We start from the raw sequence: 12,318 nt of genomic DNA, 5'->3' as shown, positions 1-12,318 counted from the left end.
CACACTATGGCTCCTTATCCGCTGCCTCGGCCAACATTGCATCAAATACTTCCAGTTCGACGCCAGGACTGAAATAAAACCCCTGAAAATAGTGGCACCCGTACTTTTGCAGCAAATCAAACTGCGCTTCTTCTTCCACGCCTTCGGCAATGACATCCAAGTCCAGCAGTCGGCCCATGGTGATGATGGTTTCCACCAGAACCCGGTCACTACGATCGTCGATAATGTCCCGAATAAAGCTCTGGTCGATTTTCAGCACACTCACTGGCAGCTGTTTGAGATAGCTGATGGAAGAGTAGCCAGTGCCAAAATCGTCCAGGGAGAAGCTGATACCATGCTCCGCCAAGCACTCCATGGTCACGATGGCTTCCTCGACATCCTGAATCACAATCCCTTCGGTGACCTCCATCTCCAGTGAGTTTTTCGGGATGGCGTGTCGCTCCAGCGTGCTCAGTACGTCCTCGGTAAACGCTGCCCGGCGAAACTGGCGGGGGCTGATATTAATGCTCAAACGCATGCCCCGCTTCCACCATCCGTGGGCCTGCCAGTGCACCAGAGTTTCACAGGCAGTTTCCAATACCCACTGCCCCACGTCCAAAATGAGGCCGGAAGTCTCCAGAATGGGAATAAAATCCGCGGGCGAAATCATCCCCTTGTCGGGGTGGTGCCAGCGCAGCAAGGCCTCCGCGCCCACCACCTGGCCGGTGCCCACGTCCACCTTGGGCTGATAATGCAAGGTAAACTGGTTTTCTTCCAGTGCCCGGTGAAGATCCCCTTCCATTAGCAGCTGACGACTGACCTTATCAGCCATTTCCTCGTTAAAGAACTCAATGGCATCACGCCCCTTTTCCTTAACCTGATACATGGCAGTGTCCGCGTAGCGCAAAAGCTCGTGGGCCGAGTTATCTTTGTCCGGGAAAAGCGCCACCCCGACGCTACAGCTGGTACGCAACTCCAAGCCTTCCGTCAGGAAAGGACGAGAAATGATATGCCGAATTTTTTCACCGACTTCCCCAGCTTTCAGCGCCGCCGTGGCCATATCCTCATCCAGAACCGTAAGCAACACCACAAATTCATCGCCGCTGAGGCGAGCGATCATGTCCTCCTCCCGCACAGAGCTCACCAGTCGCTTGGCCACCTCTTTCAGAACCCGATCACCGACCGGGTGCCCAAGGGAGTCATTGATGTTTTTAAATTGATCCAAATCGATAAACAAGACAGCGCCGCAGTAGCCATGCCGCGAGGCCCGGCGCAGCTCGAAGTCGAGCCGCTCCACCAGTTGCACGCGGTTGGGCAAATGGGTTAATGCATCATGGTGCGCCATAAACTCCATTTCAGCCTGCGCCTTTTTGCGGTCAGTAATATCGACCGATACCGACAGCGCAATCACCTCATCGTAGTAGCGAACCGGTAAAATGTGGGTTTGCAAGTAGAGCGTTCGACCGTCAGGGGTCACAAAGGCTTCTTCATTAATCTCAATGTCGATGCCCTGACGAATGACCCGCTGATCATTTTCCAACACCAGCTCCACGTCGTCGACCACACCGACCAGTAACTCTCGGGCGCTCTGTTCTCGCATCTGCCCTGGCGTTGAGTCCAATAAAGCCGCAAGAGTCTGATTGGCAAACAGGTAGCGGCCCTGTTCATCGCGACCGCCCACCAAGACCGGCAAACTGTCGATGAGTTGGCGCAAATGCTCTTCACTTTTGCGCAGCGCCAGCCCCCCAGCCCGGCGCTTGGCGAGGGAGAGTTCCATCGCGTTCAACAACTGATTGCCACTGTCGACCAGCTGTGCCAACTCGTCCTTACGCCCACGAAGCGGAGTCAGTCGCTTGACGCCCGGCTCCTCCGGGTCGATGTTTTTGATTTCCCGTGCGAGCCGCACCAAGGGCTTGGTCACAATGAAGTAGAACGCGAAAAACAGCAGGAGCACCAACAGGGCATTGCGGGCGAGCCCAGTTACCAGGTTAAGCATGGAACGTTCGTAAAAACCTGCCAGCGCTTGGTCCATATTCACCGTAAACGCCAGCTTCCCGGTGGCACTCTCATCGTAGCCCGGAATCGAAAGGTCGGTTTCCAGACGGCGATTTTCTTCATTGAACAGACGGGTAATCCAGCGGGTGCCGGAAGGCTGCGACTTACTCTCACCCTTGGCAAGGGTGTTGCCCAGGTCATCGGTAATCTGGACATGGGTGACAAAGTCATAGGCCAAGAGCCCGTTTACCACCTCCGCGGAGAGGTCGTCATCCAGAGTGTGAACCGCGCGTACCGCTGGCGGAGTGGCCACCTCCAACACACGGTGAAACAGCTCGTTCAATTCACTGCGCTGATTGCGCAAATCCAGATAGAGCTGAAACGAGCTCATCAACAACCCCAGCACGAAGGCCAGGATAATGCCGATTTTCGCCAGGCGGAACGAGACGCCCTGAAAGAAGGAAGGTGCCTGCGTCATTTTATGGTTGTATTCCCATGCCTCTGAAGGTCGGAGCGATAGCGGAGACTGCGAGCGGCGCTATCCAATCGATATACCGATTCTCCCACAGACTTCGCCTGGCGTCCAATTCTACATAATCCTTCAGTGGGCGCTCTTATCCGCCAGGTGCTCAGACTTGCCCAGGGCTCGCGCCACGGCCTCGTGGGTCAGTCGCCCCGAGTGGACGTTCAGGCCCTTGGCCAGACCGGGGTCGCGATCCAGCGCCTCCAGGCCTAGAGCGGCCAAGGCTTGAACGTAGGGCAAGGTCGCATGGCTGAGCGCCAGGGTCGCCGTCCGAGCCGCCGCCGAGGGGATATTGGCCACGCAGTAGTGAATTACCCCTTCTTCGACAAAGGTGGGGTTTCCGTGGGTGGTCGGTTTGGAGGTTTCAAAGCAGCCGCCTTGATCGATGGCCACGTCCACCAAAACCGAGCCATTGGGCAACTCCGCCAGCTGGGCACGAGACAGCAATGTCGGGGCGGCATCTCCGGCGACCAGCACGGCGCCAATCAGCAGGTCGGTGGTGGGCAGCAGCCGCTCTAAACCGTCCGCAGTGGCGTACTCACACACCACCCGTCCCCGGAACATGGCATCCAGCTCCCGCAGGCGGCGCGGCGACTTATCCAGGATGGTGACCTGCGCCCCCAACCCCACGGCCATGCGCGCCGCCTGAACGCCAACCACACCCCCACCCACGACGGTGACACCCGCTGGCGGCACGCCCGGTACCCCACCGAGCAGAATACCCCGCCCACCCTGGTGCAGCTCCAGGTGGTGCGCCCCGGCCTGGGTGGCCAAACGTCCGGCCACTTCGGACATGGGGGCGAGCAGCGGCAACTGCCCGCTGGCATCGGTCACGGTTTCGTAGGCGATACAGCTGGCACCAGAGGACAACAGCGCCTCCGCCTGGCGCGGGTCGGGCGCCAGGTGTAGGAAGGTAAACAGGATATGCTTGGGCCGCAGCCGGGAGTACTCCTCCGGCTGGAGCTCTTTGACTTTAACCAGCAGGGTGGCCCGCTCAAACAGCTCGTCGGCGCTCTCAAGCAAGATCGCACCGGCCTGTCGGTACTGCTCGTCATCGAAGCCAATGGCCTCCCCGGCACTGGCCTGCACCAACACCTCGTGACCGGCCTCGGCCAGCTCTCTGACGGCGGTGGGAGTCAACCCCACGCGGTATTCGTCGGCTTTAATTTCCCGGGGAACGCCAATCCTCATATCTACCCCTCCTGTAGGAGAACATCGGGCTCTCCCTTAAGTATAGAGGTGGGTCAGGACACTTGCAGGGCGGGAATGAATTGTTGCACACCGGCCTCTTCCGGGGTTTGCGTTTCCTCGGCGGCATCGGGGTCAATGCGCAGCCCCGCAAAATCAAACAAGTTGGCATCCGCCAGCTGCGAGGGAGCCACGTTGCGAATGGCCGAAAAGATGGTTTCCGTCCGCCCCGGATGCTGCTTTTCCCAGTCGTTCAGCATTTGCTTGATAACCTGACGCTGTAGATTTTCCTGTGAGCCGCACAGGTTGCAGGGAATAATGGGAAACGCTTTGTACTCGGCGTATTCGGCCAGGTCCTGCTCTTTGCAGTAGGCGAGCGGCCGGATGAGGACGTTGCGTTTGTCGTCGGAGAGGAGTTTGGGCGGCATGGCTTTGAGTTTGCCGCCGTAGAACATGTTGAGAAAGAGGGTTTCGATAATATCGTCACGGTGGTGCCCCAGGGCGATTTTGGTGGCGCCGATGTCGTTGGCGTAGCTGTAGAGGGTGCCGCGCCGCAACCGGGAACAGAGGCCGCAGGTGGTTTTGCCTTCGGGGATGACGTCTTTGACGATGCTGTAGGTGTCACGCTCAATAATATGGTACGGCACGCCCACTTTGGTAAGGTACTCTGGGAGTATGTGTTCGGGGAAGCCGGGTTGTTTTTGGTCCATGTTGACGGCGATGAGCTCGAACCGCACGGGGGCGGTTTTCTGGAGGTTCATGAGGATGTCGAGCATGCCGTAGGAGTCTTTGCCGCCGGAGAGGCAGACCATGATTTTGTCGCCTTCTTCGATCATGTTGTAGTCGGCAATGGCGCTTCCCGCTTGCCGGCGCAGTCTTTTTTGCAGTTTGTTAAATTTCAGGCGTTCTTGACGCTCAGCGGGCTGACTCATAGCGCTCTCGGTCTATCCTGTGGGTGGCCAATAGGTTGGTGTTACGGTGTGCCGACATTGTACGGATTTTAGCCGAGGCTGGGAATTGCCGCTTTGGCGGCAGCCGCTTGCCGCTGCTCCCTCTATTTCACAACCCCTGGGCCCAAGGCTTGGCAGCGTTTGTCTCGTCCGGTCCGGTGAGGTGTATGGCCTTCGGAGACCCGCCGTAAATACATCCCTGTAGGCTTCTCATCGGCATCCATGCCTCAGAGAGTCTCCGAAGGCCATACACCTCACCGGACCTCAGTGGTAATGCCACCAGCGGTGGGACCTGGCACTGAGGCTCTGAGGGGGATCGACCGGTTGTAGACTCTCTGAGGCATGGATGCCGATGAGAAGCCCCCATGGATGGGTTCACGGCGGGTCTACAACCGGTCGATCCCCCTCAGAGCCGGACTTTCCAACGACCACTTTTTGCGGTCACCTTTTCCATGGCACACCCCTTGCAAAGCTGAAAGAGAAACAACAATACCGCCAGCTGACTGACGAGAAATGAAGGTACCCTATGGCCCTGTTGCGTGCCCTAATGAACAAACTATCCAGCGAACCCGCAACAACCGCCTCCCACGAGGTCGAGAGTCCGCGAACCGAACTCCCCTGCATCCGCCACCTGCGCCCCCTACAACAGCGCAAACAACTGCTCACAATCCGGCACGGCAAACGCGACTACCAAAGCCTCATACTCGCCCTCGACACCGACCGGGAACTGCTCTGGCTCGACGAACCCTTCCCCCGGGCTCTCAACCTAGAGCCCGGCGACGAACTCACCGTCAGCCACCACCACAACGGCCAACTGTTCGAATTTACCGTCCCCATCGTCGGCTGGAGTACCGCCAACCGCCCCGGGGGCATGGCGCTGCCCCTGCCTCGGGACTTCTACTGCGGTCCCCGTCGCCGGTGGCCGCGGCTGAACGTCTTTGGTTGGTGCCCCATCAGCGCTCGGATCGCCGTGCCCGGGCTCTCACCGCTCAGCGGCGAGGTGCTCAACATCTCCGCCGGAGGCATGCGGCTCAGCCTGACCGGCGACTGGCGACCCTTTCTCCACCACCGGGACCTCCTTCCACTGTGTGAATTCACCGTCGCGCCCGGCCTAAAAGTACGGTGCCGAGCCCGTGTCTGTGCTTATCAGTTAAGCCTGCGTCCCTGGCGGCAAACCCGGGTCAGTCTGGCGTTTGAAGACCTCGCGCCGGAAACTCGCCAGGCCCTCGCACAGTTTGTTCTTGAGCGCGGCGAAAACGCCGTGGTGGCGGCGTGAATGTCTGAGCAGCGCTCATAGAGGCATACTACATAGAGCACTCTCTCCAAGGGTTCGCCCAAGCACCTCTGCACTCAATGTGGCGGGGAGCGGGCGATGACTCCCTCCGCCCTTAGTGCTCCTCGGGTTGTCTGAGCGTGACGAACTCTTCGGCCAGGGTCGGGTGAATACCTATGGTTCGATCAAAATCCGTCTTGGTGGCTCCGGCAGTCAGGGCTACTCCAAACCCCTGCATGATCTCCGCCGCTTCGGGCCCTACCATGTGGCACCCCAGTACTTTATCGGTATCGCGATCCACCACCAGCTTAACCAGCGCCCGCTCGCTGATGTCCGGTAGCGTGTATTGCATCGGGCGAAAGGCGCCGCGGTAAATAACAATGTTCTCGTACTCTTCCCGAGCTTGGTCTTCGGTTAAACCGCAGGTGGCCATGGTGGGCTGACTAAATACCGCGGTGGGAATATTACGGTAGTCCACCGGGGCGATTTTTTCTTCACCAAAGAGGTGTCGAGCCAGAATCATTCCCTGCGCCAGTGCCACGGGCGTCAGCTCCGCCGGGCCGGTCACATCGCCCAGGGCGTGGATGGAGGGCTCGTCGGTCTGAAACAGTTCATTCACTCGAAGGTGGCCCGAGTCGGTCAGTTGCACGGCGGTGTTTTCAAGCCCCAACCCCTCTGTTTTCGGGCGTCGGCCGGTAGCGTACATGACCCGCCCGGCTTCGATCGTTTCACCCTGTTTGGTATAAACGGCCAATAGCCCGTTAGCGCCTTTTTCAATCCGTTCTATATCCGCATCGAAGTGCAGGTGGATGCCTTTCTTGGGCATCTCTTGCGCGAGGTGTTTACGCAGGTCGCAGTCGAACCCTCGTAGAAAAAGTTCTCTTCGATAACATAGGTGGGTTTCCACTCCCAACCCATTAAAAATACCGGCGAACTCGACGGCGATATAGCCACCCCCGACGATTACAACGCGTTCGGGCAGCTCGTCCAGGTAGAAGGCTTCGTTGGAGGTAATAGCATGTTCCGCCCCCGGAACGTCGGGCACCCAGGGCCAGCCGCCGACGGCTAGCAGGATGTATTTGGCGGTGTAGGTTTCATCTCCCACGGCGATTTCGTGCGGCCCTTTCAGTTGGCCGGAGCCCTCGATGATCTCAACGCCCGCGGTGTGGAGTAGTTTTTCGTAGATGCCGTTGAGCCGTTCGATTTCTTTGTCTTTGTTCTGCCGAAGCTGGTTCCAGTCGAACTTGATGCTGCCGGCGTGCCAACCGTAGCCGGGGGCGCAATGAAAGGTTTCGCGGTAGTGGGAGGCGAAGACGAAGAGCTTTTTGGGCACGCACCCGACGTTGACGCAGGTTCCACCCAAATAGCGTTCTTCGATGATGCCTACTTTCGCGCCGTACTGCGCCGCAAACCGGCTCGCCCGAACACCGCCGGAGCCGGCGCCTATCACTAGTAAGTCGTAGTCGTATTCGCTCATGTTTTTGTGTGCTCCCGAGCTGATTTTGATGGTTTGTTCACGTCCGATCTGGTGTGGGGTGAACGTCACGCCCGGCCTGCTGTGGGGAACCCCTCACCAGGACACGCCGTAAACACGTCCCTGTAGGCTCGAATCGCGGGTCCCCCGCTCCACGGTCCTGGTAAGGGGTTCCCCACAGCAAGCCTACGAGGTACAAATCGACCCGTTGACCTCTGTCGACCCCATTCCCCATTGTGGGGCTTGTCGGTTCGGCGCGTCGGAGGCCGCAGCCGCCGTGTTTTTTGTTTGAGGTTTCGTCGTAGCATTAAGCTTGGTTTTGGTAGGTGGCGGCTACCGCCTTACCAACCCTACACATAAACAACATTACGTAAATTAGATTAATCCACCAATCCGGAGCTATTGGCACTGAGGCGAGCGAGGGAAAGCACCTGTTGTAGACTCTCTGAGGCATGGAGGCCGATGAGAAGCCTACAGGGATGTATTCACGGCGGGTCTACAACGGGTGCTTTCCCTCGCTCGCCGGACCCTCTAGCTCCAAATAAGTCGCCACCAATGAAAAAATCTTACGACACCCAACTCGTGGATTCTTCTTGGGCGAACGCCTCTTCCAGCGAAACCTGCAATTGCTCCTGAACCCAGCTTACCAAAGCATCCTGATGCTTGGGCTGCCAGCGCCCCTGTTGGAGACGCCGCGCCCAACCCAAAAGCCGCACCTGATCCTCACGGGACCAGTGCTCCGCCTCCGCCCGCAATACTACCGCACTGCGCTCCGCATGAGGCCGCAACCACAACTGACGTGTAAACGTCAGCGCCCGCGCCATCACCACCAGCGGAAAATTCGGATGCCGGACCGGCCCCATCACCTGCCGCTGGCGAGCCAACGGCAACCAACCAAACCGACGCCCCGGCAACTCCCGGCTCGCCAGCCAACCGCCCACCGAGCCCAACACCCCGCCCGAAATCGCACCGGCCAACAAAGAAGTGCCCCCAAGCCCCGCATCCAACGCCAGGCCCGTGGCCGCTCCCGCACTGCCGCTAACCCACAACAAATCCCGCTGCTTCAAGCCCCAAAGATACCAGGTTTCCGTGTTCATTAGATGATCGCTGCCCAGCTCCCACTGGCTCCGGCGCTCCAGTGGCCGGTGGTGGTGGCCCCAGGCCGCTCTCAAACGCTCGAAAAACTGGGTTTCATGCTCATCCAACCGCTGGCGTAGGACCGCCTCCGCCCGCTGGCGACCGATCGCCCCCGGAATTTGCACCGGCACGCTTTCTACCAACTGCTCCGCCCAGTACGCCGCCAACGCCTCGCTCACATCCGTCAGGCGTCGTTGGTCACGTACCGCCAAGCCGTTCATCAGCTTCTGAACCGGGCCCGACCAGGAGGGGGTCAACTCCCCCACCGCTCGCAACAGCGCTTGGCGCGCCGGCATGGTGGCGGTCAGCGGGTTAAACACCCTGACCCACTGAAAGAACTGGCCCAGCGTGCTCTCCCAGGCGGGCTGGTGAGCCTGAGTGTCCATGGGGTTGATAACCGCTAGACGGGGCTGGCCGGTCCAGCGCAGAATCTCCATTTCCGCTTCATCCAACGGCGACGGCGCCTGGGCGCCATCCACCACGTACAAAATGCCCGCCCCTTCCATAATGGGGCGCAACAGCTGCACTTCATCGGGGAAGCGCTCGGCGTGCCCCGGCTCCGCCAGGAAGGCTTGTACCCGCTTGGGGCGGTCTCCCGGGCTTACGGGCTCACGCTGCAGCCAGGACAGTACCTGACGTGCCCGTTGAAACCCCGGTGTATCGACCAGCGTCAACAGCACCTGGCCGTCTAGTTCAAACTCGAACGCATCCGCGCATCGGGTGGTACCCGACTCAGGGCTGACCCGAACGCTGTCGTTCTCGGTCAGTGTCGATACGATAGAGGATTTCCCGCGGTTGGGGTGGCCGACGACGCACAACCGGGGGTAGATCGGCTTATTCATTATGGCTCACCCACGTCAGCGCTTGGGTTTGGGCAAAATGGCGCCAGCTGGCCAGGTGTCGTTCCGGGCAGGTCCGATGGTCAGCCATAACCCAAAGCCCTTGCTCCGAGACGCCCGCCTCGCGAGCCCGCTGAATCAAGTCCGACAGTTCCGCCACCGGCGAGCGGTTGGCGGGCACGCGCCAGAGCAATCGCTCGGGGTGGGACTTCAGCAAGCGAGCCATTGTTTGTTCATCCTCCTCCCAGGGAGCCGTACCCAAGGTGGGCGCCGTGGCGTCTTCCAGCTCCCAATTAAGCAAAAGCGCACCCTGCCAGTCATTGGCGGTGCCCTGTCGCAAGGTGGGACTTGGGGCAGATGCGGGGGACCCCGCCGGCGCTCGGACCCGGGTTTGGCCCCGCAGCCGCTCCCTGCGTCTCCAGCGCCAAAGACTGAACCCCGCGAGGAGGGCGCGGGGCAATAGGTTGTAGAAGAGCAGGCTGGCCATTAAAAACGGCCACCAGTCCCCCGCCCGCGCTACCCCACCGTGGGCCGGGGCAATACGCACATAGCGGGTCGCCTCCAATAAGGCCGCATCCGGCACAGCGCCGGGCCACAAGCCTTGCCAAGGCGCGGAGAGCCAATTAAACAACGATACGGGGGGCCGTTCACTGCCGAGCAACGTCGAACTCCAGCCGAATGCCAGGTCCGAGAACAGCAGCAGAGTTGAGAAGCCCACCAGCAGGCCTGCGCCCACCACCAACCAGAGCAGTTGCAGGTAATAAAGCATTTGCCAGCGTTGAGCCCGAGAGGGGTACCAATGAAATCGCCATCCCCGCCAATGGAACAGCCAAGGGCGGCCCCGCCCTATTGCACTGACGGCCAGGGACGCCAGCGCACCGAGCAGCGGCAAACCCGCCCACAGCAACCAGAGCCATAGCACATTCAACCGCCCCGAGGGGGCGTAGCTCAGAGAGCCGGCGGCCACCAGCACCCCGGCAAAGGCCGCGAGGGGCCAGCTCCACCAGGGAAGAGACAGACGGCCCTCAGGGCCACCGATGGTGTGAGTGCTTCCCATTCCCTCTCCAGTCAGTTAAGAAGCGCCGTCAGGCAGGACAAGTCAGCGGGGATTTAACCATATCCATGGAGGCTGGGGCGAGCCCACCGCTATTTTCGGCCGACATTACGGAGAACGAGAAGGGAAGCGAGGGCGGGCTCGGAGTCAGACTTCGATGTCGATTCGGCGGCGCCGGCGGCGATCTCCAGAACGCAGATCCACCAGGGGCTTTATATTCCGGCGACGGCGATCCCCTTGCCGACGCTCACGAATCGGCGCCACGGGGGCGGTATCCAGTACCTGTTCGTCTACCGGTAGGGTCTGGTCCTGGGCGCGGGTGGTGTTTATCTTGGTGCGCGCCGCCGGGGGCAAAGTGCTTGTTGGGCCAACGTAGGTCATAACGGCCTCCGAATGAGTGTTACACCATCAACCTGACGGCGGTTACTTCTTACCCTATCGGCCTTTGGCTGAAATTCTTGACAACGTGACGGTCAATTTGTGACGGATTCCTCATCCCCGTCAAGTTTCTGTCGCTCCGGCCTAAACCAACTGAGCTGCTGATGCAGTTGCACTACTTCCCCGACAATCAGCAGGGTCGGGCCGTGGACGTCGTTCCGCGCCACCAGTGATGGCATGGATTCAAGGGTGCCAACCAGTACCCGCTGGTCCTGACAGGTGCCCTTCTCAACCAGCGCCACGGGGGTCTCAGGCCCTCGGCCATGGCGTATCAGCGTGTGACAGATGTCCTCCAGGCCCACCAGGCTCATGTAAAACACCAGCGTCTGCCCGGGCAACGCCAACTCAGGCCAGGTCAGATTGGGACTGTCGGTTTTCAGGTGGCCGGTAATGAACCGAACGGACTGGGCGTAATCCCGATGGGTGAGCGGAATACCCGCGTAGGCCGCGCAGCCCGAGGCGGCGGTAATGCCGGGCACCACCTGGAACGGAATCCGGTGCGCTGCGAGCAAGTCAATTTCTTCCCCACCCCGGCCAAAAATGAAAGGGTCGCCGCCTTTGAGGCGTAGCACACGCTTCCCTTCCCGAGCCAGATTGAGCAGCATTTCGTTAATGCTTTCCTGCTCCAGATGATGATGGCTGCGGCGTTTACCAACGTAGATTCGGTCCGCATCCCGACGCACCAGGTCCATCACTTCCGGGGAGACCAGCCGATCGTAAAGCACCACATCGGCCTGCTGCATCAACCGCAGGGCCTTGAGCGTGAGTAGCTCAGGGTCTCCCGGCCCGCCCCCAACCAGATAAACTTCTCCCTGGGTATCCACAAACGCCGGGTTGGCCAAGTCTTGCTCAATGGCCCGCTCGGCCTGCTCGTCCTGGCCGCTGAACACCAACTCGGCGATGGGGCCCTGAAGCACTTTTTCCCAGAAGCGACGGCGATTTTCCTCGGAGAAAGATTGTTTGACCCTTTCCCGCCAGCGGCTGGCCAGCTGGGCCAGACGACCGTAGCTTTTGGGGATTAGGGTTTCGAGCTTGGCCCTGACCATTCGCGCCAATACCGGCGCTTCGCCCCCGCTGGAAACCGCGATGACCAAGGGGGAACGGTCGACAATGGCCGGAGTGATAAAACTGCAAAGCGCGGGGCTGTCCACCACATTGGTGGGAAGGTGCCGGGCCTGGGATTCCCGGGAAATTCGTTCGTTCAGGGCTTGGTCATCGGTGGCCGAACAAACAAGAACCACCTCATCTAGGTCCTCGCTCTGAAACTCACGGTAATGCAGTTCACCGCCGCCCTGGTCCGCGAGTTGTTTGAGCTCCTCGGAAATATCCGGCGCGACGATACACAGACGGGCGCCGGCGCGGGCCAATAGACGACCTTTGCGGGTGGCAATATCACCGCCCCCCACCAACAGGCAACGCCGCTGCTTAAGATCCAGAAAAACGGGAAAATAATCCATAGGGTATCAAC

Annotated in this window: 9 protein-coding genes; 1 reads left to right on the top strand and 8 read right to left on the bottom strand. The window is 59.9% G+C overall.

From position 1 onward, the window contains the following. Positions 1 to 4: 4 nt before the first annotated feature. From AAE514_RS00355 to ttcA, 3 genes are all read right to left on the bottom strand, one after another. The gene (locus AAE514_RS00355) at positions 5 to 2,452 is read right to left on the bottom strand and encodes a putative bifunctional diguanylate cyclase/phosphodiesterase (RefSeq protein ID WP_347329496.1); all 2,448 of its coding nucleotides are present in this window, start codon (positions 2,450 to 2,452) and stop codon (positions 5 to 7) included. A 123-nt stretch (positions 2,453 to 2,575) separates the two neighbouring features. Next, a complete protein-coding gene (gene ald / locus AAE514_RS00350; RefSeq protein ID WP_347329495.1) occupies positions 2,576 to 3,688 on the bottom strand; it encodes an alanine dehydrogenase in 1,113 nt (370 codons plus the stop codon). A gap of 53 nt (positions 3,689 to 3,741) precedes the next feature. Continuing rightward, positions 3,742 to 4,617 (bottom strand): tRNA 2-thiocytidine(32) synthetase TtcA, encoded by an 876-nt coding sequence (ttcA, locus tag AAE514_RS00345; protein ID WP_347329494.1) that lies wholly within the window; start codon positions 4,615 to 4,617, stop codon positions 3,742 to 3,744. A 544-nt stretch (positions 4,618 to 5,161) separates the two neighbouring features. Here ttcA and AAE514_RS00340 point away from each other — a divergent pair. After that, on the top strand, positions 5,162 to 5,911 hold the full coding sequence (locus AAE514_RS00340) for a flagellar brake protein (protein WP_347329493.1): 750 nt from the start codon (positions 5,162 to 5,164) through the stop codon (positions 5,909 to 5,911). 112 nt (positions 5,912 to 6,023) lie between these two features. Here AAE514_RS00340 and gorA read toward each other — a convergent pair whose 3' ends face one another. From gorA to cysG, 5 genes are all read right to left on the bottom strand, one after another. Beyond that, positions 6,024 to 7,385, bottom strand: coding sequence for a glutathione-disulfide reductase (gorA, locus tag AAE514_RS00335; RefSeq protein WP_347329776.1), 1,362 nt, complete (start codon positions 7,383 to 7,385; stop codon positions 6,024 to 6,026). 563 nt (positions 7,386 to 7,948) lie between these two features. After that, the gene (locus AAE514_RS00330) at positions 7,949 to 9,361 is read right to left on the bottom strand and encodes a DUF3482 domain-containing protein (protein WP_347329492.1); all 1,413 of its coding nucleotides are present in this window, start codon (positions 9,359 to 9,361) and stop codon (positions 7,949 to 7,951) included. Continuing rightward, positions 9,354 to 10,415 (bottom strand): DUF2868 domain-containing protein, encoded by a 1,062-nt coding sequence (locus AAE514_RS00325; protein WP_347329491.1) that lies wholly within the window; start codon positions 10,413 to 10,415, stop codon positions 9,354 to 9,356. Before AAE514_RS00325 ends, AAE514_RS00330 begins: the two co-directional genes overlap by 8 nt. A 144-nt stretch (positions 10,416 to 10,559) precedes the next feature. Next, positions 10,560 to 10,793, bottom strand: a complete 234-nt coding sequence (locus AAE514_RS00320) for a hypothetical protein (RefSeq protein ID WP_347329490.1) — start codon at positions 10,791 to 10,793, stop codon at positions 10,560 to 10,562. A 92-nt stretch (positions 10,794 to 10,885) separates the two neighbouring features. After that, the gene (gene cysG / locus AAE514_RS00315) at positions 10,886 to 12,307 is read right to left on the bottom strand and encodes a siroheme synthase CysG (protein ID WP_347329489.1); all 1,422 of its coding nucleotides are present in this window, start codon (positions 12,305 to 12,307) and stop codon (positions 10,886 to 10,888) included. Positions 12,308 to 12,318 lie beyond the last annotated feature (11 nt).

This window comes from Marinimicrobium locisalis (genome assembly GCF_039822625.1).
GTDB lineage: Bacteria > Pseudomonadota > Gammaproteobacteria > Pseudomonadales > Cellvibrionaceae > Marinimicrobium > Marinimicrobium locisalis.
Note: the sequence above shows the minus strand (reverse complement) of the source record. Positions and strands in the feature narration are given on the sequence as shown.

Coding starts and splice junctions, on each gene's coding strand:
- AAE514_RS00325 (WP_347329491.1), bottom strand. CDS start 10,415: ATGGGAAGCACTCACACCATCGGTGGCCCTGAGGGCCGTCTGTCTCTT.
- cysG (WP_347329489.1), bottom strand. CDS start 12,307: ATGGATTATTTTCCCGTTTTTCTGGATCTTAAGCAGCGGCGTTGCCTG.
- gorA (WP_347329776.1), bottom strand. CDS start 7,385: ATGAGCGAATACGACTACGACTTACTAGTGATAGGCGCCGGCTCCGGC.
- ttcA (WP_347329494.1), bottom strand. CDS start 4,617: ATGAGTCAGCCCGCTGAGCGTCAAGAACGCCTGAAATTTAACAAACTG.
- AAE514_RS00320 (WP_347329490.1), bottom strand. CDS start 10,793: ATGACCTACGTTGGCCCAACAAGCACTTTGCCCCCGGCGGCGCGCACC.
- AAE514_RS00355 (WP_347329496.1), bottom strand. CDS start 2,452: ATGACGCAGGCACCTTCCTTCTTTCAGGGCGTCTCGTTCCGCCTGGCG.
- AAE514_RS00340 (WP_347329493.1), top strand. CDS start 5,162: ATGGCCCTGTTGCGTGCCCTAATGAACAAACTATCCAGCGAACCCGCA.
- AAE514_RS00330 (WP_347329492.1), bottom strand. CDS start 9,361: ATGAATAAGCCGATCTACCCCCGGTTGTGCGTCGTCGGCCACCCCAAC.
- ald (WP_347329495.1), bottom strand. CDS start 3,688: ATGAGGATTGGCGTTCCCCGGGAAATTAAAGCCGACGAATACCGCGTG.